Below are 21,918 nucleotides of genomic sequence, written 5' to 3'. Positions count from 1 at the left end.
TCCCGATAAGAAAATATATGCACCGCCCGCAAGTGGCAAGGAGCCGTCCATGACACACGACAATTATGCGCCCGGTTTGATCCGCGACATCCTGAAATCCGTCAGGACGATCGCCGTGATCGGCGCCTCGGCCAATCCGTCCCGGCCGAGCTATGGCGTCATGCGCTTCCTGTTGAGCAAGGGCTATCATGTGATTCCGGTCAATCCGGGCCATGCCGGCCAGGAAATCCACGGACAGCCAGTCGTGGCGCGGCTTGCCGATATCGACGAACCGGTCGACATGGTCGACATCTTTCGCGCCGCCAATCAGCTGCCGGTGGTCGTCGACGACGTCCTGGCTATGAAGACGCTGCCGAAGGTTCTCTGGGGCCAGCTCAGCGTGCGCAACGACGCCGCCGCCGAAAAGGCGGAAGCGAAAGGTATGACGGTGATCATGGACCGCTGCCCGGCGATCGAGTACCCGCGGGTTATGGCGGCGTGATCACCCGTTCCTGCTGCTGCGCGCCCTGCCGACGAGTTGATAGGCGGTGACGCCGGATTCTGCGGCTTCGTCGCTGACATGCCGAAAGTCCTGGTCGACGAGTTCGTCCAAGCGCTCGTCTTCGCGATCCCGCCACCAGTCCACCAGCCGTGAAACGACGTTTTGTGCCAGCTTTGCAATGCTCATGGAAATACCCCTTATTTCCCGGAAGCGTAGCAAAGCTGATGGTTGCATGCATTGATTCTAATCAATCACGGCGGTGTGATTTCAACACCCCCGTAGCCTCCGCACCCGGTCGGTGAATGACGCTCATCCCACGCGCACGGCCGGCGCTGTGCGCAGTTCGTCGAGCTGTTCTGCATTCGGGCAATAATGGGCATAGCGTTCCGCCGCCCGGCCGTGGCGCAGGTCATGGCGGCAGTCGCCCTTGGCGCCGCATTGGGCGCAGACCGCCATCATATCGTGGAAGAAGTGGCGCTCGGTTCTGTCCGCCGCGTCGGGATCGATGTTGAGCGCCTTCATCATCTCTCCCAATTCGTCGGCGGCATGCCGACCAGCCTTGATGATGGCGATCAGGTCATAGCTGCTGACGCCGCAATCGGCGGCCACTTCGGCGAGGTCATCTGCGCTGAGGTTGCTGATTTCCTCCAATGCGTGGTTGGCCTCTTTGCGGTTCTGCCACCAGGCGGTGAGAGCCGAAATAATGCTTTGTGCCGAGAGCGATGTCGTCATGGCCAGGACCTCCGTGAAATCACAGGGGAGTCTGCCACTCGTCCGGCGCCTGGCCTTGATCTCGATCAACRGCTCTTGCGGCCGATCATTGATCGTCCTCGCCCAGCCGGGCGCGAATGTGGAGCGGTCTTATGCCGGCACGCTTGTCGACTTCGGTCGACACATAGATCGCGCCTGCTGCCTGCGCATAATGGATCGCCGCCTCGAATGCAGAGCCGGAGGCCAACTGGTTGGCAAGCGCGCCGATGAAGAAATCGCCGGCGCCATGCGCCGATACCACCGTGGCACGGAAGGCCGGCTGATATTCGGCGCGGCCGCCGGCCCGCATGTGGACCACCCCATCGCCTCCGAGCGTGATGACGACGTTCGGCACCCGCTCGCAAAGTGCTGCCGCAGCAGCGACAGCACTTTTCACATCTCCTACAGGCTCACCGGTCAACACGGCAGCTTCGCCACGGTTGACGACAAGGATGTCGACGAGGCTTGCCAGGTCGTCTAATAGCGGCCGGGCAGGGGCGGCGTTGAGGATCACGCGTGTACCTGCAGCCCGCGCCTTCTCCGCCACGGCGATATTGGCCGCATCGGTGATCTCATTCTGCAGCAGCAGGATTGCAGTGTCCGCGGGAATACCGAGGTGATCGGCCACAAACGCCTGGTTGCTGCCCGACACCACCACCGCCCCATATTCACCCGACGGCATGACCACGGCCACGCTCATGCCGCTCGCCGCGCGCGGATCAACCTGCAACAGCGAGGTATCGATGCCCTGCGCCACGAGATCCGCTTTGACAAAGTCGCCTGCGGCGTCTTTGCCAACCCGGCCCGCCATGAACGTCTTCGCGCCGTTCTGCGCCGCGGCGACGGCCTGATTGCGGCCTTTGCCGCCGGGGACATAGCCAACCTTGGAGCCGAACAACGTCTCGTCGAGATAGGGCAGGCGCTCGGCATTGACAACGACATCATAGTGCAGCGATCCGGCCACCAAGATCGTCTTCGCCATGCATCAGCTCCCTCTGTAGACTTCCTCGAGAATGATGCGCTGGCTGATCGCCGCGTCCTGTTTTTCGATAGCCTGCATCAGTGCGGTATTTTCGGCAAGCCGTTCAGCGATTGTCATCAGCCGTTCGGCGGCGAGAATGTTGGTCCGGCATTCCTCGACCGGGTCGAGGCCACCATGGTCCGGGAAAGTGTCGAAATAGATCGCCCGGTCATAGCCGGATTTCATCAGTTCGATGAGAAGCTCGATCGTCTGCACCGGATGCACGGTTCCGATCATCAATCCGTCGTCGCGCTTGCCGTAGCCGTCGTTGAGATGGACGCCGAGAATGCGCGAATGACGCGCCGCCAGATGTGCGGAATGCGCCGGCATCTCGTCGGCGAACAGCACATGGCAGAAATCGAGCGTGACGCCGAGGTTGTCTGCTCCGGTCTCGCGGATCGCCAGCAGCGTCGTGCCGATATCCGGCATCAGCGCATAGGAACGCGGTTCGTTGGGCTTATATTCGATGGCGATGTCACAGCCGGAATCGTGATCGGCGACGGCTCTCAGGGCTGCGATCGTATCGTCCCACATCCGCTTGTAGTCGCCCTGGAGGGCATAGTCGAAACCATCCTGGCCCATCCACAATGTCATCAGGTTGGCGCCCATGCCACGCACCGCATCGATGCCTCGCTTGGTAATATCGATCGCCGCCTGCCGGATCTTGGCGTCGGGATGGGTAAAGGCGCCGAGCTTGAAGCCGGGATCGGTGTAATAGCGCATCGCGCCGCCGTTTAGCGTCAGCCCGAGGTCGTCCATACGGCTCTTGAGGTCAGCTGGCGCGCTATCGGCAAAATGGTCCGGATAGTTGAGGTCGGCGGCGTTGAGCCCTTCGACTGTCGCGGCACGTTCCAAGAGGTCAAGAGTGGTGACCCGATTGCGGCCCGGCCAATAGGTCGCCGCGTCCATCTTGAACGCGTTCAGCCGGGCTGCGAAAGTCCTGGGCAATCTGCGCATCGGGTCTGGCTGCCGGTCACAAAGCGTCGTTTTTCTTGTTCAGACTGATCTCACCCAGGCGGCGCGCCATATCCTGCTCGATCGACAGTCCGGGCACCGCCCCGGTGATCGGCTGGGTGTCGCGGCGGACCGGATCGACCGAGGGCGTGCTAAAACCGTCGCGCGGTTCGGGCGTCACACTTGGTGCTGGGTAGTGATCCAATACGCCGTCGGCTTCGAGTTCCGCTTCGAGCAGTTTTTCGAAATCGCTTGCCAGCCGCTCCTGTGTCTTCAGTCCGGCGGAGTCGTCCAGGACGGTCTCCACATGCCGGGCCTCCTCGGCCAGTTCGGCGACGGGTGGCTCGACGATTGGCCATTGCGGCTGCCGGATGAGCGGCTGCTGCTCCGCGTCGTTCTGCTGCAACGGTTCCTGGGCGGACTGCAGCGACGCCGATTGCAGCGCCTGGCGCTGCTCGGCCTGGGCGCGGCGGGCGGCTTCGAAACGCGCCATCGCTTCCGCGCGCGCCGCGGCAAGCCGCTCGGCTTCCTGGCGTGCGGTTTCGGCACGCTCCGCTTCGGCTTCCTGCTCCGCCCTCTGTCGTTCAGCCTGCGCCTGTTCGGCCCTCTGCCGCTCCATCTCGGTCCGGTGTGCCTCCATCCGGGCTTGCTCCGCCCGATCGGCTTCAAGCCGCTGTGCTTCCGCACGCTCAGCCTGCTGGCGCGCGGCTTCGGCACGTTCAGCTTCGACCTTCGCCTGCTGGGCGGCACGTTCAGCCTCGACCCGGGCTTGCTGTTCTGCGGCCGCCTTGGCCTCTGCGGTGCGCTCCGCTTCCTGTCGCGCCGCCTCGGCGCGGGCCGCCTCGATTTTAGCCGCCGCCTCGGCCTTGCCGGCCTCCAGCTGTTCTTCCAATGCGCGGATCATATCGTCGCTGCTGGGCATGGCGGTGTTGCGGCTTGGCGGGCTGGCGAGCACGCGGTCTCTGGCCTGATCTAGGACATTTTCAGCATGCACCGCAGCCGTTGACTGCGCCGCCGCTTCGGTTTGGGGTGCCTTGGCTGGATCGGTGGTTATTGCCGCCGCGGCATTCGCACCGGCCACGACCGCACCTGCTGTGTCAGGGCTGGCGCCGTTTTTCGCTGCCTCCGCGGCACGCAGCGCCTGTCGCTCGGCCCGCCTTTGGTTGCGTTCGGCATCGTCTTCACGGGTCGCCGCACTTTGTGCATCGCCATTCTTGGCGGTCTCCGCCGCTCGCTGGGCCTGACGCTCGGCACGTCGCTGATTGCGCTCGGCTTCATCGGCGCGGTTGGCTGCAGCTTCGATGGGACGAAGCGGAACGACTTCTCCCTTCGTCGCGGTGTCGTCCTTGCCAGCCTCCGCGGCACGTGCTGCCTGACGCTCGGCGCGGCGTTGCTGACGTTCGGCATCTTCGTCGCGCGCCTGCCTGTCACGCCGTGCCTCAGCCTGGGCCGCAGTGGCTGCTGCCGCTGCAGTAGCCGAGGCCTCGGCAGGACGTTGCGCAGGCGCTGCAGGCGCCTTCTGTGTCAAGACGGGCTGTGGGCGCTGAGCGGCTGCTGCCGGTCGCTCGACCGCCGCTGCGGGCCGCTCGGCGGTTGCTGCTCGCTCGGCGGCTGCGGGCCGCTCCGCAATCGCTGGTCTTTCGGCTGCCGGTTTGGCCTCACGCGGGCCGCCAATGCCGGTCTCGATGACGATATCCGTCGGCCCGCCGATCATGATCAGGTGCTCCATATCGTCGCGCTTGATCAGCACCAGCCGGCGCTTGGCGTCCACCGCCGCCGCGTCCATGACCAGCAGCCGATGTTCGCGCGCCCGGCCGCCCTTGACGAACAGTGGCGCATTGCGGCGGCGCAGAAACAGCAGCACGGCAATGAGCACGAGAAAGGCGATGGCGACGCCACCAATGGCATAGAGAAGGCGAGGGGCGAGATCCGGAGCCAATCCGTCGAGCATGGCCTGTCCTTTCCGGTAGCATTCGGCCGGAAGCCGACGCGTCTTGCCGCGCTTTCCGGCCCAAAAAGGGTAACGAATACCTGTCATTGACGGCATTTTTTCGGCTTGGCAAGCGAATTCGCTGGTTTTCCCCACGCGGGCTCGACGTCGTCCGCGGGCTATTTAGGCCGATTCAACGGTGAATCATCGGCTGAACCGCTTTTTGCCGGGGCGCCAACTTGGTAAGGATGAGTCGTGGACCCTGCCATGGACGATTGTGTTGTCATGGTGCGTATCAGAGGACCGGATGACCAGACCAAACGAGGCGACCGACTTTTACAAGCCCATGGTTGAAAACTCTCAGCGGCCGGGAACAGTGTTGCGCCTGATTCTGCTGGCACTGGTCCTGATCGCCACCGCCGCCGCCTTCGTCGTTTTCCGGGAACGGCTCGACAATGAAATGGTGCTCGGTATGCTCGGCGTCTTCGCCATGGCTGGCATCTTCTTCATCGTCTCGGCGATCATCGGCTTCGTCGAGGTCATGCCGCAGAACCGCAGCGATCTGGTGTCTCGCGCAATCCTCAATTCCAGCCCCGACGGTGTGCTGATCACCGACCGCAAGGGCCGGGTCGTCTATGCCAATGCCGCCTATGGCCGGCTGACCGGTGCCGATTCGGCCGCTGGCGCGCTGTCGATCGAGCACCTGTTGTCGCGCAACCGCGAATCGACCGAAGCCGTCTACCGGCTGACCAATGGCCTGATGGAAGGCAAGGCCGGCCACGAGGAATTCCGCCTGCCGCGGCCGCTCGGCCAGAGCGATGCAGTCAGTTCCGCCTGGTGGTACCGGCTGCGTGCCCGGCCGGTGAGGGTGGAGGACGAGCCCGGCGGCCCCTTCTTCCTCTGGCAGGTGGCCGACATTACGGCCGAGCGTGACGAGCAGGAACAGTTCTTCCGTGAATTGCAGAACGCCATCGATTACCTCGACCACGCCCCTGCCGGCTTCTTCTCCGCCGGCCGCAAGGGCGAGATTTTCTATATCAACGCGACGCTGGCCGACTGGCTCGGCGTCGACCTGACCAAATTCGAACCGGGCGCGCTGAAGATCGGCGACATCTGCGCCGGCGAGGGACTGACGCGGCTCGAAACCATTCATCCGGAGCCCGGCCAGGTCCGCACCGAAACGCTCGATGTCGATTTCCGCAAGGCGAGCGGCCAGAGCCTGCCTGTGCGGCTCGTCCACCGTGTGTCTGCGAGCCGGGATGGCGCGCCGGGTGAAAGCCGCACCATCGTCATGCAGCGCAGCCACGAGGAAGCCGGCCATGAGGACGACTCCTCGGCCAATATGCGCTTCAACCGCTTCTTCAACAACACGCCGATGGCGATCGCCTCGGTCGACGGTGACGGTCGTATATTGCGCACCAACACGCAGTTCCTGAAACTGTTTGCCGGGCTGACGCAACGTGAGGACGGTTCCAACTCGCTGTTTGCCATCGTGCCGGACTCCGATCGCGAGCGCCTGCAGACAGCGCTGGACGCTGCCAAGGGCGACAAGGTCGACATCGAGCCGGTCGAGGCGCGCCATCCGACCGACGAAGGCCGCCATTTCCGCTTCTACGTCAACGCCGTCATCGACCAGTCCGATGAGGCGCCGGAGGAGGCTGCCATCGTCTATGCCGTCGAGACGACGCAGCAGAAGGCGTTCGAGACGCAGATGGCGCAGACCCAGAAGATGAATGCCGTAGGCACGCTKGCCGGCGGCATYGCCCATGACTTCAACAATGTGCTGACCGCGATCCTGCTCTCCTCCGACCATCTGCTGTTGCAGGCCCGGCAATCGGATTCGAGTTTCGCCGATCTCATGGAGATCAAGCGCAACGCCAATCGTGCCGCAGTGCTTGTGCGGCAATTGCTGGCCTTCTCACGCAAGCAGACGCTGCGGCCGGCGATCATCAACCTGACCGACGCGATCGGCGACCTGCAGATGCTGGTCACCCGGCTGTTCTCCGGTACCAAGGTCAAGCTCGAGGTCGAATATGGCCGTGACCTCTGGCCGGTCAGGACCGACATTTCCCAGTTTGAACAAGTGATGGTCAACCTCGCCGTCAACGCCCGCGATGCCATGCCGGAGGGCGGCACGCTTACGATCCGCACCCGCAACGTGCCGGCCGCCGATGCGGGTGCAATGAATTTCCGCGGGCTGACGGCTGAAGACTTCGTCCTGATCGATATTGCCGACAACGGCACCGGCATCCCGCCCGAGATCATGGACAAGATCTTCGAGCCCTTCTTCACCACCAAGGAAGTCGGCAAGGGGACCGGTCTCGGCCTCTCCATGGTCTATGGCATCATCAAGCAATCGGGTGGCTATATCTTCCCGGAATCGGAAGTCGGCAAGGGCACGACCTTCCACATCTTCCTGCCGCGCCATGTGGCGCACGAGAGCACGGCGGATAGTGACAATGCCTCCAAGACCGCTGCCGAGCAGCAGCGTGCCGCCTCGGCCGCGACCGACGATGTCGACCTGACCGGCAAGTCGGCGGTCGTGCTTCTCGTCGAGGACGAGGACGCCGTGCGCCGCGGCGGCAAGCGCATGCTCGAAACCCGCGGCTACACCGTCCACGAAGCCGGCTCCGGCGTCGAGGCACTCGACATCCTCGAAGAGCTCGACGGCCAGATCGACGTGGTCGTCTCCGACGTGGTCATGCCCGAAATGGACGGCCCGACGCTGCTCGGCGAAATCCGCAAGCGCTATCCGGATATGAAATTCATCTTCGTTTCGGGCTTTGCAGAAGATGCCTTTGCTCGGAATCTCCCCGAAGGGTCGAAATTCGGCTTCCTGCCAAAGCCTTTCTCGCTCAAGCAATTGGCGACCACAGTGCGGGAAGTGCTCGATAGCTGAGCAGGTTTCGGAAAAGTGTTCCGCGGTTTTCCGACAGGAACCTGCGACAAACAAAAGGCTTCAAGCGATGAATCGTTGGCCTTGCCAACGAAAGTCTGCTTGGTACGGTAAGCATTGCGAGGGGGGATCGCGCATGTCTGAGCCGCTGGATATCGTTTCAGCCCGACAGATTCTCGATTTCTGGTTTTCCGAGACGGTCGAACCGGATTGGTTCCGCGTCAATCCGGCGCTCGACCAGCAGATCAGGCAGCGCTTTGGGGATCTCTATGAGCTGGCGCGGGCAGGGGAATTGTCCGATTGGCTGCAAAGCGGCGAGACGGCGCTCGCGCTAGTGATTCTGTTCGACCAGTTCCCGCGCAACATGTTCCGCGGCACGCCGCGTGCTTTCGAGAGTGACGAAATGGCGCGCGCCGTCAGCCGGACCGCGATCGACAGGCATCTCGACCGGCAGCGAAGCGCCAAGGAGCGCAGCTTTTTCTACCTGCCGCTGATGCACAGCGAGGACCTTCTCGACCAGGTCGAATGCGTCCAGCTCCATCGTCGGATGAAAGACGACGAGAATCTGAAATATGCCATCGAGCACCACGACATCATCGCCCGCTTCGGCCGTTTTCCGCATCGGAACAAGGTGTTGGGGCGGAGAAACAGCGATGATGAAGAAGAGTTTTTGAAGACCCACGAGGGGTTTTGAGCGGCCGCAATCGCCTTTGCTGCATTTGCCGAAACTGCGTTCTCCAAGAAGCTGCAGATCCTATCCAATGTTGTAAGGATGGGGAGAAACAGGGAGTACAAACATGCGCTCGACTCCGCGAATGAGCATCACCTTGCCGTTAGAGATGGCGAATATGGTGAAGTCGCGTGTTGCCAGGGGCGACTTTGTTTCTGAAAGCAAGGTTTTACAGGAAGGCTTGTGTGCTCTGCAAAAGCGCGAGAATGCCGTCGAACACTGGCTTCGCACGGAAGTCGCCGCCGCTTACGACACCTACAAGGCCGATCCCACCCGCGCCAAGCCCCTCGATGAAGCATGGCGAGATGTTGAGACAATGATGGATGCCATTGACCGGGAGCTGACGCGGTAAAGCGCGTCTCTCAATCCCGATGCAGCAGCGCCACCGCGATTCTTGCTGCCACGCGTGCATTATTCTCCACCAGCGCAATATTGGTCGCGAGGCTCCGTCCGCCCGTTAGGTGGAAGATGCTGTTGAGCAGGTARGGCGTCACGGCCTTGCCAGTGATCTCGTCTTCCTCGGCATTGTCCAGTGCCCGCTCGATATAGATGTCCATCTCGTCGCGCGCGATTTCGTCGGCTTCCGGCACCGGATTGCCGATCAGCATGCCGCCATTGATGCCGAATTCGTCGCGCTTGTGCTGGAAGCGCGCGATCGCGGACGGGCTATCGAGCCGAAGCGGGCTTTTCAGCCCCGAATTGCGCGACCAGAAAGCCGGGAACTCGTCCTGGCCCATGGTGACCACGGGCACGCCCTTGGTTTCCAGCACTTCCAGCGTCTTCGGAATATCGAGGATCGCCTTGGCGCCAGCACAGACGACGATCACCGCCGTGCGCGCGAGCTCTTCAAGATCGGCGGAAATGTCGAATGTTTCCTCGGCTTTGCGGTGTACGCCGCCGATGCCGCCGGTGGCGAACACATGGATGCCGGCGCGCGCCGCAGCAATCATCGTCGCCGCCACCGTCGTCGCACCCGTCCGGCCCTCGGAAATGGCAAAGGCGAGATCGGCGCGAGACAGTTTCATCGCATCCGGCGTCCGCGCCAGCTGCTCAAGCTGGGTGTCTTCCAGGCCGACATGCAGCACACCGTTGAGGACGGCAATCGTCGCCGGCACCGCGCCCTCGGCCCGGATGATGCTTTCGACGCTGCGTGCCATCTGGAGATTGCCGGGATAGGGCATGCCATGGGTGATGATCGTCGATTCCAGCGCCACGATCGCCTCGCCTGCAGCCTTCGCCTCAGCCACTTCGGTGGAATAGGAAACCGGGAAATTCGGCGTGGCGTGGCTGTTCATGGCGGCGTCCTGGGCTGGTCGTTGGATGACGGCTTACAACACTATTTCCGCCGTCGGCACAAGGGCGAGCGTGTCCATCAAGAGTTCGCGGCTTAACGTCTCGGCCACCGCCATTTCGCTGGCGAGCGCCAGTCGCGCCGACGCAGCCCCCATCGAAACAGCATCTCCAAGCGGCCGGCCCTCGAACACGGCGTGCAGGAAGCCTGCGGCAAAACCATCGCCGGCCCCGGTCACGTCGCCGATCGCCTCCAGCGTCGGCGGCAGCAGCGTCGCGGCCTGTTCGCCCTGCCAGGCGATCACTTCGCGCTGGCCGCGGGTGATCACGCCCGCCTTGAGCCCCGCCTTGCGCAGGATGGCCGGCCAGCGGCGGAAATCGCCGACCTCTTCCCCCGTCAGCGCCCGCGCCTCCGCCTCGTTGATGAACAGATAGTCAAACAGACCGAGCAGGCCAGCATAGCGCACCACTTTCGGCGGCGAAATACCGATGCCGGCCAGCGGCTTGCCGTGCTCCCTGGCCGCTCGTCCAACCGTGGCGAGGGTCTCTGCCGGCAGATTGGCATCGGTCAGCAGAAAATCGGCGGCATCGATCTGGTCTCGCACCTGCCGCACCTGCAGCCGGCGCGGCACGAAGAGCCGGTAAAGCTCCATGTCCGCCAGCGCGATCACCAGATTGCCGTCGCGCTCCAAGATGGCGGTATAGGTCGGCGTCCGCCGATCGAGGAAGGTGAACGGTCGATCGATGACGCCCGCAGCCTCTGCCGCGATACTGACGGCTTCACCCTCCGCATCGCCGCCGCGCGGCGAAATCAACGTCACCCTATGTCCGAGCCGGGCGAGATTGCGGGCGGCATTGAAGCCGCCACCGCCGGCCTCCTCCTTCCATGCTCCGGGATTGGAGGCGCCGGGGGCGGTATCGCCGGAGATCCGGCCGCGCCGGTCGATATGGGCGCCGCCCAGGACGAGGATGGAGGTCATGCGGAAGGCCTTGTTACAATCGACTCACCTTAACGGCTTTCCGGCATGAGAAGCAAGCCGCGAGCGCTCGAAGCCTTTGGAAACAAACACGAAAACAAAAATAGAACGAAAGTCGAAAAAATATTCCGGATCAATTGGTTGCGCGCCACTTGCAGAATGAGAACAAATAGGGTACGAATAACTCCAGCAGAACAGATTGCTTCAATGGCGCGGATAACTTAAAGGTGGATCGAATGGCCCAGAACACGTTGCGACTCGTTGAGGAAAAAGCGGTGGACAAGAGCAAAGCCCTGGATGCGGCACTTTCCCAGATCGAACGCGCGTTCGGCAAGGGTTCGATCATGCGGCTCGGTTCGAACGAGAATGTCGTCGAGATCGAGACCGTTCCCACCGGCTCGCTTGGTCTCGATATCGCGCTTGGCGTCGGTGGCCTGCCAAAGGGCCGCATCATCGAGATTTTCGGGCCGGAAAGCTCGGGCAAGACCACGCTGGCGCTGCAGACCGTTGCCGAAGCCCAGAAAAAGGGCGGCATCTGTGCCTTTGTCGACGCTGAACATGCGCTTGATCCGGTCTATGCGCGCAAGCTCGGCGTCGATCTTGAAAACCTGCTGATCTCGCAGCCGGATACCGGCGAGCAGGCGCTTGAAATCACCGATACGCTGGTCCGCTCCGGCGCTATCGACGTGCTGGTCATCGACTCGGTAGCGGCGCTGACGCCACGGGCTGAAATCGAAGGCGAGATGGGCGACAGCCTTCCGGGCTTGCAGGCCCGCCTGATGAGCCAGGCATTGCGCAAGCTCACGGCCTCGATCTCGAAGTCGAACTGCATGGTGATCTTCATCAACCAGATCCGCATGAAGATCGGTGTCATGTTCGGGTCGCCGGAAACCACCACCGGCGGCAACGCGCTGAAATTCTATGCCTCCGTTCGTCTCGACATTCGCCGCATCGGTTCGGTCAAGGAGCGCGATGAAGTGGTCGGCAACCAGACCCGCGTGAAGGTCGTCAAGAACAAGATGGCGCCGCCCTTCAAGCAGGTCGAATTCGACATCATGTATGGTGAAGGCGTTTCCAAGACCGGCGAACTGGTCGACCTCGGCGTCAAAGCCGGCATCGTTGAAAAATCCGGCGCCTGGTTCTCCTACAACAGCCAGCGCCTCGGCCAGGGCCGCGAGAACGCAAAACTTTTCCTGCGCGACAATCCGGATCTCGCCCGCGAAATCGAATTGTCGCTACGCCAGAATGCCGGCCTGATCGCCGACCGCTTCCTGCAGAATGGTGGTCCCGAGGCGGGTGACGACGACGAGGCGCTGGAAGCCTGATCCGTAGATATCGTCGGATTTTCCGATCCGGCCCGGCGCCTTGCGGATTGCAGGCGCCGGGCTTTGTTTTTCTGGACATCGGCAGGGGCGGGCGATACAAGCGCTTGGCTAAAATCCGGGCAAACCGGTCATTTTCTGAGGGATGAAGGGCATACGATGAGTGGCGTCAACGAGATCCGGTCTGCGTTTCTGGACTATTTCCGCAAGAACGGACATGAGATCGTCGCCTCGTCGCCGCTCGTGCCGCGCAACGACCCGACGCTGATGTTCACCAATGCCGGCATGGTGCAATTCAAGAATGTCTTCACCGGCCTGGAGTCTCGTCCCTATTCCACGGCGTCGACGGCGCAGAAATGCGTTCGCGCCGGCGGCAAGCACAACGACCTCGACAATGTCGGCTATACCGCGCGTCACCACACCTTCTTCGAAATGCTTGGCAATTTCTCCTTCGGCGACTATTTCAAGGAACGCGCCATTGAGCTCGCCTGGAACCTGATCACTAAGGAATATGGCATCGACCGCAACCGGTTGATGGTCACCGTCTACCATACCGATGATCAGGCCTTCGATCTCTGGCGCAAGATTGCCGGCCTGCCGGAAAGCCGCATCATCCGTATCCCGACCAGCGACAATTTCTGGGCCATGGGCGATACCGGCCCCTGCGGCCCGTGTTCTGAAATTTTCTATGACCATGGCGACCATATCTGGGGCGGTCCTCCCGGTTCGGCCGACGAGGACGGCGACCGCTTCATCGAGATCTGGAACCTGGTGTTCATGCAATATGAGCAGGTCACCAAGGAAGAGCGGATCAACCTGCCGCGGCCGTCGATCGACACCGGCATGGGCCTGGAGCGCATCTCGGCGCTGCTCCAGGGCAAGCATGACAATTACGACACCGACCTGTTCCGCGCCCTGATCGCCGCCTCGATGGAGGCCACCGGCACCGATGCCGAGGGTGAGCGCCGTGCCAGCCACCGTGTCATCGCCGACCATCTGCGTTCGTCGGCTTTCCTTATCGCCGACGGTGTGCTGCCTTCCAATGAAGGCCGCGGCTATGTGCTGCGTCGTATCATGCGCCGCGCCATGCGCCATGCCGAACTCCTGGGTGCCCGCGAACCCTTGATCTGGAAGCTGGTTCCGGCGCTGGTCGGCCAGATGGGCGCTGCCTATCCCGAACTTATGCGCGCCGAAGCGCTGATCACCGAGACGTTGAAGCTCGAGGAGAAGCGCTTCCGCACGACACTGGAACGTGGCCTGGGCCTTTTGAACGCAGCCGTCAGTGGCCTGAGCGAAGGCTCGGAACTCGACGGCGAGACGGCCTTCAAGCTCTATGACACCTATGGTTTCCCGCTCGACCTGACGCAGGATGCGCTGCGCCAGAAGGGCATCGGCGTCGACACGGAGGCCTTCGCCAAGGCGATGCAGCGCCAGAAAGCCGAGGCCCGCGCCAATTGGGCGGGTTCCGGCGAGGCAGCGACCGAGACGATCTGGTTCGAGCTCAGGGAAGCCCATGGTGCCACCGAATTCCTCGGCTACGACACCGAGCGTGCCGAAGGCGTGGTGTGTGCGCTCGTGCGTGACGGCAAGTCACTGCCGCAGGCTTCGGCGGGTGAGAAGGTGCAGTTGGTCGTCAACCAGACGCCGTTCTACGGCGAATCCGGCGGTCAAATGGGCGATAACGGCCTGATCACTTTCGAGGGTGGCCGCGCTGTTATCACCGACACGCTGAAAAAGGGTGATGGCCTGTTCGTGCATTTCGCCGAAGTTTCCGAAGGCGTGCTCAAGCCGGGCGATGCGATCGTGCTGGAAGTCGATCATTCCCGTCGCGGGCGGCTGCGCTCCAACCATTCGGCCACCCACCTGATCCACGAGGCGCTGCGCGAAATCCTAGGCACGCACGTGGCGCAGAAGGGTTCCTTGGTGGCGCCGGAGCGGCTGCGTTTCGACGTCTCGCATCCCAAGCCGATCTCGGCCGAAGAAATGAAAGTGGTCGAGCAGCTTGCCAATGAGATCGTCGTCCAGAACGCACCGGTGACGACGCGGCTGATGAGCGTCGATGATGCGATCGCCGAGGGCGCGATGGCGCTGTTCGGCGAGAAATATGGCGACGAGGTCCGCGTCGTGTCGATGGGCACGGCCAGGCATGGCGACAAGGCCGGCAAGCCCTATTCGGTGGAGCTTTGCGGCGGCACGCATGTGCGCGAGACCGGCGATATCGGCCTGATCCGCATCCTCAGCGACAGCGCGGTCGGTGCCGGCGTGCGCCGCATCGAAGCGCTGACCGGCGAGGCGGCGCGCGATTATCTGTCAACCCAGGACGAGCGCATCAAGTCGCTTGCGGCAATCCTCAAGGTGCAGCCGGACGACGTGCTGACTCGTGTCGAGGGGCTGATGGAGGAGCGGCGCAAGCTGGAGCGCGACCTGGCCGACGCCAAGAAGAAACTCGCCCTTGGTGGCGGCTCCGGTGGCGGTGACGGATTGCGCGACATCAACGGCGTGAAATTCCTCGGCCGCGTGGTTACCGGTGTCGAGCCGAAAGACCTGAAGAGCCTCGCCGACGAAGGCAAGAAGACGGCAGGATCCGGCGTCGTCGCTTTCATCGGCGTTTCCGATGGTGGCAAGGCGAGCGCTGTGGTGGCCGTCACCGACGATCTGACACCGCGCTTCAGCGCCGTTGATCTTGTACGCATCGCCTCGCAGGCGCTTGGCGGCAAGGGCGGCGGCGGCCGCCCCGACATGGCGCAGGCCGGCGGCCCGGATGGCAGTCAGGCCGAAAACGCGCTGGATGCAGTCGCAGCCGCTCTCGGTTGATCTGGCAATCTATAAAAAGTGCCGGGATATCCCATTCCGGCACACCGGGTTTCGCCTTTTTTAAATATTGAAGCCTACGACTTCTCCGAGTGCACGCTCTAGATCGGAGAAGCTGCGTTGGCTGTCGTTCTGAATATTTCGACCATCATGATCTGCACGGCGCTGATGACGCTGGTCGTTGCGATGGCGCTGACATTCATCTGGATTTTCGAGAAGCGCGAGCAAGCAATCGCATGGTGGTGTGCCAGCATGTGGGTAGGGACGCTGGCCTCGCTGATCCTGGCTTTGCGCGGCATTGCGCCCTGGTGGCTGGCGATCGGGCTGGGCAATGGTCTGGTCTTCCTCGCCTATGCGTTGATTTCGGCAGGGTTCGCGTCATTCCGCGGCGTGAGGATGGGGCTGCCGGTCATTTTGCTGGGCGCCATTGTCTGGTTCATTTGCAATTTCGGCTTCGAGTCGATCCGCTCCGATGTCAACAACCGCATCATCGTCAGTTCGCTGATCATCCCCTTCTATTGTGTCTTCGTCGTTCGCGACACCATGGCGGTGTGGAAGGAGGAGCGCCTTCCCTCCGCAATGGCGGCCTGTCTGTTCTACGCCAGTCACGGCATTTTTTACCTGCTGCGGATTCCGCTTAGCATTTTCTATCCGGTCTCGGACATCGTTCCCGGCCAGCCGTCGACATGGTTCGCAATCACGACGCTTGAAGCTTTCGTGCATGGCATGCTGATTTCCTTTGTCTTCGTATCACTCATCCGCGAGCGGACGGAGCGGCGTTACCGGCTTGCGGCCGAGATCGACAGCCTGACCCTGGTATCGAGCCGCCGGTTTTTCGTGTCCGAGACGCGCGCCGCCTTGGCCCGCCGGCCGAAATCGGCCTTCATGGCAGTCTTGGATCTCGATTTCTTCAAAAGCATCAACGACAGCTATGGTCACATGGCGGGCGACAAGGTGCTGCAATCCTTTGCCGCGCATGTGTCGCGCAGGCTGCAGCCTGGCATGATCTTCGGCCGTCTGGGTGGTGAGGAATTCGGCCTGTTCCTGCCGGATTGTTCGGAGGCCGACGCTGTCGAATTCCTCGAAGACCTGCGCGCCGCCGTGGAAGCGCTGGACATTCGTTTCAACGGCAATGTGCTGAAGGTCACCACCAGCATCGGCGTTGCTGGCGTCGAGGAGGCCGGCCCCGATTTCGACCATCTGATGGCGGGCGCCGACAACGCGCTCTACCTCGCCAAGAATGGCGGCCGCAACCGGGTGAGTTGCTTCAGAATGGCCATGCGGCTGGAGAAGATCGTCGAAGGCGGCGAGGAAAGCCGCCTCAGTCTTAGTAAGAACCGCGTCAGCCGCCTCTCAGTGCGCAGCCGCCCCGGACGCTATTGACGCTTTCGAAGCGGCAATCGCCTCGTCGATCGTGTCGAAGAAATGCACATGCGGTTCATTGAGCTTGTGCGCCTGCAGCATCGCGCGCGCATCGGCGCTTGCACCTGAGATCACGAAGCGCATGCCTCGCCGAGCCGCCTTGCGCGCCGTGCCCTCGATCACATTGGCCGCGGTCGAATCGATGAACGGCACTGCCGAGCAGTCGAGGATGAACACCTTGGCGGTGTCGGCGATGCGGTCGAGCACGCTGCCCACTGTCGATGCAGCGCCGAAGAAGAACACGCCATTGATGTGATAGGCGACGATATCCGGATCGCTATAGGGCAGGGGATGCTCTTCCGTCTCGCCATTGCCGAAGGCGACGCGCGCCGCGGCGCTGACTTTGATCGTTCGGCCCATCCGGTCGATGAACAGCACCGCGCCAAGCAGGAAGCCGGCGAGGATGCCTTCGGTCAGGTCGCGGAAAACCACGATCCCGAAAGTGACGATCAGCACCAGCGCATCACCGCGCGACGAGCGCAGCAGGGCGGCGATCGCCGGCTTTTCGACCATGTTCCATGTGACTGAGGCGAGCACACCGGCAAGGGCCGCGAGTGGGATATAGCTGGCGAGCGGTGCGAGGAAAGCCATGAACAGCACCACGAACAGCGCATGCACCATGCCCGATATGGGGGTGGCGGCGCCGGCGCGCACATTTGTCGCCGTGCGGGCGATTGTGCCGGTGACACAGATGCCGCCGAACAGCGCCGAGCCGACATTGGCGATGCCCTGGCCGACGAGTTCGACATTGGAGCGGTGACGCCGGCCGGTCATGCCGTCGGCAACGACGGCGGACAACAGCGACTCGATCGCCCCGAGCAGCGCGAAGGCCAGCGCATCCGGCAACACGGCCAGCACCTTGTCGGGCGAGAGATTCGGCAGGTGGGGCAGCGGCAGGGTGTTCGGTATGCCGCCGAACTTGGTGCCGATCGTTTCGACCGGCAGATGCAGCCCCCAGCCGAGCAGGCTGGCAACACCGACGGCAATCAACAGGTTCGGCCAGTGCGGTCGCAAGGCCCTCACGGCAAAGACGATGAATATGGTCACAGCAGCCAGCAGGCAGGCCGACGGATTGAGCGTCGCGCGCGCATCGAAGAGCGCAGCCAGCTTCGGGATCAGGTTGCCCGGTTCCTTGGCCAGCGTCAGCCCGAGCAACTGGCTGATCTGGCTGGAGAAGATGATGACGGCAATGCCAGCGGTAAAGCCGACCGTCACCGGATAGGGGATATATTTGATATAGGAGCCGAGCTTCAACCAGCCGGCAAGCGCCATGAACAGGCCTGACAGCGCGGTGGCGAGGATCAGTCCATCGACGCCGTGGCGGGCTACGGTCGCGGCGACCAGCACGATGAAGGCGCCGGCGGGACCGCCGATCTGGTGCCGGCTGCCGGAAAAGGCAGAGACGAGGAAGCCGCCGACGGCGGAGGTGTAGAGGCCCATTGCAGGCGTCACGCCGGAAGCGATGGCGATGGCCATGGACAGTGGCAGCGCGACGATCGCCACGGTCAATCCGGCAATGATGTCGGCCTTGGCCTTGTCGAGCGTGTAGCCCTCGTGCAGGACCGTCCAGAGTTTGGGAGAGAAAGGCGGATCGGTGAGTTGGATATCCATCGGCGGGGCTCGGAATCAGGTTGCGGATTTCGCTGGCATCGAAGCCTACGCCCGCGCCTGCGAACAACCTTTGACAATTGTCAACGCCGCCGAATTTTTTTGCCGCTTCCACGGTGGAAGCGATGATGGACTGCCGAAGGCGGCAGCAGGGCCGTTCGCAGTCAAGGCGCTCGCATCAGAGCTGGCGGGATTAATGGCTGTGTTCCGCGCTCGCCACTGAAATCCTAGACGCTCAATCCAAACCCCTGCATCAGCCGGCGCGTGGAAAAATCCGGCCTGCCGGAGGTGAGCACGGCGCGATCGGCATGGGCTGCTGCCTCCAGGCCATCGAGCGCCGGCACCAGCCGGCGTGCCTGGCGCGCGATCGCTTCGGCCGGGTCGATCCAGTCGACCGGCCAGGGTGCAAGTCGCCGGAAGACGTTGCCCATGAAAGGATAGTGCGTGCAGGCCAGCACCACGATATCGGTCTTGCGACCGTCCTCTTCATGGAAGCACTGGTTGATTTCCGCCGCCACGTCGGCGTCGGCAACGCTCTCGCCGCGGATATAGGCTTCCGCCATGCGTGCCAGGTTTTCCGAGCCGACCAGCCGCACATGGCACTGGCTGGCGAAGGACTGGATGAGATCGCGGGTATAGGCGCGCTTGACCGTGCCGGGTGTCGCCAGCACCGAGATCAGGCCCGAGCGGGTGCGCTCCGCGGCGGGCTTGATCGCCGGCACCGTGCCGACGAAGGTATGGTTGGGAAAAGCGGCGCGCAGGTCTGCGCCGGCCAACGTGAAGGCAGTGTTGCAGGCAATGACCGACACTTCGGGCTGATAGTCGCGCAAAAAGCCATCGAAGATTGCGAGCAGCCGCTGGCGCAATTCCGGCTCCGCCCAGTTGCCATAGGGGAAACCGGCATCGTCGGCGATATAGACGAAATTCCGTTCCGGCATCAGCACGCGCAGTTCGCGCAGCACGGTCAGGCCGCCAATGCCGGAATCGAACACCAGAACGGGCTTTGCGCTATTCGTCGTCATGCTCGAACTCATCCGGATTGCCGGCGCCGCGCGGACGCTTGCGCGAGAACCGGTCGAGGGAGGAAATGACACCGCGCACCACCTTGATCTCGGGCGAGGTGAAGGCGCGACGGGAGAAAACAGCGCGCAGGTTGTCGATCATTTTCGGCTTTTTGTGGTCCGGCCGGAAATAACCGCGCGCATCGAGCGCCTCTTCGATATGCTCGTAGAGGCCGATCAGCTCTTCCTTGGTCGCCGGTCTCTGGTCGACGGCCTGGAACGGCGTCTCGTCTTCGGCTTCCATGCTCTGCTTCATCCATTCGTAGGACATGAGCAGCACGGCCTGGGCGATGTTGAGCGAGGCGAAGGCGGGATTGACGGGGAAGGTGACGATCTCGTCGGCGAGCGCCACGTCCTCGTTGGAAAGCCCGGATTTCTCGCGACCGAAGAGGATGCCGACTTTCTCGCCGGCGTCATATTTCGTCTTCAACGTCCGCGACGCGACGATCGGCGAGCGCACCGGCTTGAAGCCGTCACGCACTCTGGCCGTCGTCGCATAGACGAAGTTGAGGTCGGCGATCGCCTCTTCGAGGGTAGGATAAACGATTGCGCCGTCGATCACATGGTCGGCCTTGCTGGCAGCGGCGCGAGCCTTGTCGCTCGGCCAGCCGTCGCGGGGCGCGACAAGCCTGAGTTCCGAAAGCCCGAAATTGGCCATGGCGCGCGCCACCATGCCTATATTCTCGCCAAGCTGGGGTTCGACGAGGACGATCACCGGCCCGCCGATGATCAGTTCGAGTTCGCTATTGGTGCCGGACATTCTCTGCCTTCATGTGATTTTTCGGCTCCCTCGCATATTTTGCAGCGACATGAAAGCGGCCAGCAATCAACGCGGCGGTTCGTAAAGCCGGTCCGCCTGGTTTTGAGCGATGTTGGCCATCAATACCTTGATCGAATCCTTCTTGCCATTGTCCTCATAAGTGGCGATGTCGTCGATAACGTCACGTCCGTCCTGCTGAATGATATCGATATAGATTGCCGTGCGCTCATTCGGATCGCCGCCGTCAAAGCAGCCGAAATGGGCAAAGGAAACTTCGTATTGGCGCATCGGACCGTGAGCCTCGAACAGATGCATATCGATCTTGTCGGGCGTGCAACTGTCCTGCGCTTGAACGATGACGTCGAAATCGAATGGTGTGTCGCCGTTTTGGTAGATCGGATGCTTCATTGCCGCCCGGTAGAGTTTGACGAAATCGGCGCTATAGAGGCGCTTCAGCCGGTCCTCGCTGAAGATCGATCCGAGCTTCGGCTCCTTGACCGACCAGAAGGTTGTGGTGACATCCATCACCTCATGGATGGGAGAGGGAATGTCATCCGCCAGGGCAGGCGACGCCAGCGACAGCAAAGCCAGGATCGCGGCGCCGGCCCGCATCTATTGCTGGCCGCTCTTGATGATGTCGTTCATCTCCACCATCAGCGAATCCCATTTGCCGTCATTGTTGCGATGGATGTCGTTAATGACGGGTTCGCCATCCTCCACGACAACGTCGAACTTTAGCTGGCTAATTTTGTCCCGACTAGCATCATCGGCGCAGGTCCACATCTTGAAGCTGGCATCGACTACGGTGACGCCATCCTTTTCGTCCTCGCCGGCAACCTTGATGTCCTTGAGCGGGCAGCCGTCCTGGCTCGAGGTGATCACGTCATAGTCGAATGGCGAATCGCTGCCGTCATAGACCGGATATTTCGAAGCCTGCTTGTAGGTCGCGACGAATTTCTTGGAGAAATCACGGTCGATCTTGTCGAAATAGTCGGGGCCGTTGGCGTCGGTCGTCTCCCATCGCGCCTTGGCGATGTCGATGATCCGGTTGACCGGCTCGATCGCCGTGCCCCCGGCCAAGGCCGCAATCGGGACGAAGGCCGCGAACACGGCGATTGCCGACAGGTGCCTCATTACTTGGCCGGCTCCTGTACCTTCTTCTGCTGCTGATCCGGGGTCGTCTGATCCTGGTCCTGATCGGAAGGACTATCCTCTTCGTCCTGCGGCATCTGGCCGCCATTCTTGGCGAGGTCCTGCATTTCCTTGAGCAACGAATCCGGCTTGCCGTCGGTGACACGGTGGATGTCGGAGATCACCGGCTTGCCGTTTTCCGTGATCACGTCGAAATGATCCTCCGAGATGGCATCCTTGTTCGGATCGTCGTCATAGCAGGTCATCAGCTTGAACGTGACCTTGACATCGGTGACGCCGGCCGTTTCAGCCCCGGTGGTGATATTGACCTCCTTGAGCGGGCAGCCGTCCTGGCCATTGGTGATCACGTCATAGCCGAAGGGGCCGCTCGCTTCGTCATAGATCGGGTGCTTGGCCGCTGCGCGATAGGCATCGGAAAATGCCTTGCTGTAGAGCACATCGAGCCGCGAAGCGTCGAAATAGTCCTGGCCCTCGACTTTGGGGTCGTCGTTCCACAGCGCCACGGCAAGATCCATTACCGCCTTGACGGGCGTTTGCGGATCGGCGGCCAAAACAGGCGAACCGATCATGAGAAAAAGGACGGCGGTCAGTGCCCTGTACATGGAGGTTCCTGTCTGTTGATTCCGGCGGATGGACGTGAGGGAAACAGAGTTTGAAAATTCCGTCAATTCGATGGCGCGCGGCAATCAATCATTTGCCTCTTTCGTCTGCGGTGCTATAGCCGGACATCCGCCATGCTCCGGCCGCACACTC

21 protein-coding genes are annotated in these 21,918 nt (G+C 62.2%); 8 read left to right on the top strand and 13 right to left on the bottom strand.

The features are described from left to right. Positions 1 to 49 precede the first annotated feature (49 nt). Positions 50 to 481: a CoA-binding protein gene (locus AC1D06_RS17215; RefSeq protein ID WP_477987150.1), complete on the top strand. Its 432-nt coding sequence runs from the start codon at positions 50 to 52 to the stop codon at positions 479 to 481. Here the strand turns inward: AC1D06_RS17215 and AC1D06_RS17210 are convergent, their stop codons facing one another. The 5 genes from AC1D06_RS17210 to AC1D06_RS17190 all read right to left on the bottom strand — a co-directional run bounded on the left by AC1D06_RS17210 (position 482) and on the right by AC1D06_RS17190 (position 5,157). Next, complete coding sequence (locus tag AC1D06_RS17210; protein WP_477878027.1) at positions 482 to 667, bottom strand: hypothetical protein; 186 nt, start codon at positions 665 to 667, stop codon at positions 482 to 484. Between the two features lie 123 nt (positions 668 to 790). After that, on the bottom strand, positions 791 to 1,213 hold the full coding sequence (locus AC1D06_RS17205; protein ID WP_477878028.1) for a DUF6455 family protein: 423 nt from the start codon (positions 1,211 to 1,213) through the stop codon (positions 791 to 793). Positions 1,214 to 1,298: 85 nt separating this feature from the next. Continuing rightward, positions 1,299 to 2,213, bottom strand: a complete 915-nt coding sequence (locus AC1D06_RS17200; RefSeq protein ID WP_477987148.1) for a ribokinase — start codon at positions 2,211 to 2,213, stop codon at positions 1,299 to 1,301. 3 nt (positions 2,214 to 2,216) lie between these two features. Next, positions 2,217 to 3,209, bottom strand: a complete 993-nt coding sequence (locus AC1D06_RS17195; protein ID WP_477987146.1) for a sugar phosphate isomerase/epimerase family protein — start codon at positions 3,207 to 3,209, stop codon at positions 2,217 to 2,219. A gap of 16 nt (positions 3,210 to 3,225) precedes the next feature. After that, positions 3,226 to 5,157 carry a hypothetical protein gene (locus AC1D06_RS17190; RefSeq protein WP_477987145.1) on the bottom strand — a complete coding sequence of 644 codons (1,932 nt, stop codon included), beginning with the start codon at positions 5,155 to 5,157 and terminating at the stop codon, positions 3,226 to 3,228. A gap of 286 nt (positions 5,158 to 5,443) precedes the next feature. On the opposite strand from AC1D06_RS17190, the gene cckA reads away from it, so the two are divergent. From cckA to AC1D06_RS17175, 3 genes are all read left to right on the top strand, one after another. Beyond that, positions 5,444 to 8,035, top strand: coding sequence for a cell cycle histidine kinase CckA (gene cckA, locus AC1D06_RS17185; RefSeq protein ID WP_477987144.1), 2,592 nt, complete (start codon positions 5,444 to 5,446; stop codon positions 8,033 to 8,035). Between the two features lie 133 nt (positions 8,036 to 8,168). Then, positions 8,169 to 8,726: a DUF924 family protein gene (locus tag AC1D06_RS17180; RefSeq protein ID WP_477878033.1), complete on the top strand. Its 558-nt coding sequence runs from the start codon at positions 8,169 to 8,171 to the stop codon at positions 8,724 to 8,726. A 103-nt stretch (positions 8,727 to 8,829) separates the two neighbouring features. Continuing rightward, entirely contained in the window at positions 8,830 to 9,114 is a 285-nt protein-coding gene (locus AC1D06_RS17175; RefSeq protein ID WP_477987142.1) for a ribbon-helix-helix domain-containing protein, read from the top strand. Between the two features lie 10 nt (positions 9,115 to 9,124). Here the strand turns inward: AC1D06_RS17175 and AC1D06_RS17170 are convergent, their stop codons facing one another. Beyond that, a complete protein-coding gene (locus tag AC1D06_RS17170; RefSeq protein ID WP_477987141.1) occupies positions 9,125 to 10,057 on the bottom strand; it encodes a pseudouridine-5'-phosphate glycosidase in 933 nt (310 codons plus the stop codon). Positions 10,058 to 10,090: 33 nt separating this feature from the next. After that, entirely contained in the window at positions 10,091 to 11,032 is a 942-nt protein-coding gene (locus tag AC1D06_RS17165; RefSeq protein WP_477878036.1) for a carbohydrate kinase family protein, read from the bottom strand. Between the two features lie 233 nt (positions 11,033 to 11,265). Between AC1D06_RS17165 and recA the strand changes: the two genes are divergently transcribed. The 3 genes from recA to AC1D06_RS17150 all read left to right on the top strand — a co-directional run bounded on the left by recA (position 11,266) and on the right by AC1D06_RS17150 (position 16,545). Next, complete coding sequence (recA, locus tag AC1D06_RS17160; RefSeq protein WP_477878037.1) at positions 11,266 to 12,354, top strand: recombinase RecA; 1,089 nt, start codon at positions 11,266 to 11,268, stop codon at positions 12,352 to 12,354. A 156-nt stretch (positions 12,355 to 12,510) separates the two neighbouring features. Further along, positions 12,511 to 15,165, top strand: a complete 2,655-nt coding sequence (alaS, locus tag AC1D06_RS17155; protein ID WP_477987140.1) for an alanine--tRNA ligase — start codon at positions 12,511 to 12,513, stop codon at positions 15,163 to 15,165. A gap of 117 nt (positions 15,166 to 15,282) precedes the next feature. After that, complete coding sequence (locus AC1D06_RS17150) at positions 15,283 to 16,545, top strand: GGDEF domain-containing protein (protein WP_477878039.1); 1,263 nt, start codon at positions 15,283 to 15,285, stop codon at positions 16,543 to 16,545. Here the strand turns inward: AC1D06_RS17150 and AC1D06_RS17145 are convergent. Further along, positions 16,516 to 18,195: a SulP family inorganic anion transporter gene (locus AC1D06_RS17145; RefSeq protein WP_477878040.1), complete on the bottom strand. Its 1,680-nt coding sequence runs from the start codon at positions 18,193 to 18,195 to the stop codon at positions 16,516 to 16,518. The genes AC1D06_RS17150 and AC1D06_RS17145 overlap by 30 nt on opposite strands. On the opposite strand from AC1D06_RS17145, the gene AC1D06_RS17140 reads away from it, so the two are divergent. Continuing rightward, positions 18,179 to 18,415: a hypothetical protein gene (locus AC1D06_RS17140; RefSeq protein WP_477987138.1), complete on the top strand. Its 237-nt coding sequence runs from the start codon at positions 18,179 to 18,181 to the stop codon at positions 18,413 to 18,415. The genes AC1D06_RS17145 and AC1D06_RS17140 overlap by 17 nt on opposite strands. A 4-nt stretch (positions 18,416 to 18,419) precedes the next feature. Here the strand turns inward: AC1D06_RS17140 and murI are convergent, their stop codons facing one another. The 5 genes from murI to AC1D06_RS17115 form a co-directional block, all read right to left on the bottom strand. Then, the gene (murI, locus tag AC1D06_RS17135; RefSeq protein ID WP_477987137.1) at positions 18,420 to 19,214 is read right to left on the bottom strand and encodes a glutamate racemase; all 795 of its coding nucleotides are present in this window, start codon (positions 19,212 to 19,214) and stop codon (positions 18,420 to 18,422) included. Continuing rightward, positions 19,201 to 20,013, bottom strand: a complete 813-nt coding sequence (locus tag AC1D06_RS17130; RefSeq protein WP_477987136.1) for an RNA methyltransferase — start codon at positions 20,011 to 20,013, stop codon at positions 19,201 to 19,203. The genes murI and AC1D06_RS17130 overlap by 14 nt, the downstream gene beginning before the upstream one ends. Before the next feature lie 66 nt (positions 20,014 to 20,079). Continuing rightward, a complete protein-coding gene (locus AC1D06_RS17125) occupies positions 20,080 to 20,625 on the bottom strand; it encodes a hypothetical protein (RefSeq protein WP_477878044.1) in 546 nt (181 codons plus the stop codon). Next, the gene (locus AC1D06_RS17120) at positions 20,626 to 21,147 is read right to left on the bottom strand and encodes a hypothetical protein (protein WP_477987135.1); all 522 of its coding nucleotides are present in this window, start codon (positions 21,145 to 21,147) and stop codon (positions 20,626 to 20,628) included. Beyond that, positions 21,147 to 21,767 carry a hypothetical protein gene (locus tag AC1D06_RS17115; protein WP_477987134.1) on the bottom strand — a complete coding sequence of 207 codons (621 nt, stop codon included), beginning with the start codon at positions 21,765 to 21,767 and terminating at the stop codon, positions 21,147 to 21,149. The genes AC1D06_RS17120 and AC1D06_RS17115 overlap by 1 nt, the downstream gene beginning before the upstream one ends. Between the last annotated feature and the right edge of the window lie 151 nt (positions 21,768 to 21,918).

Source organism: Rhizobium sp. P2_G2, from assembly GCF_056403555.1.
Note: the sequence above shows the minus strand (reverse complement) of the source record. Positions and strands in the feature narration are given on the sequence as shown.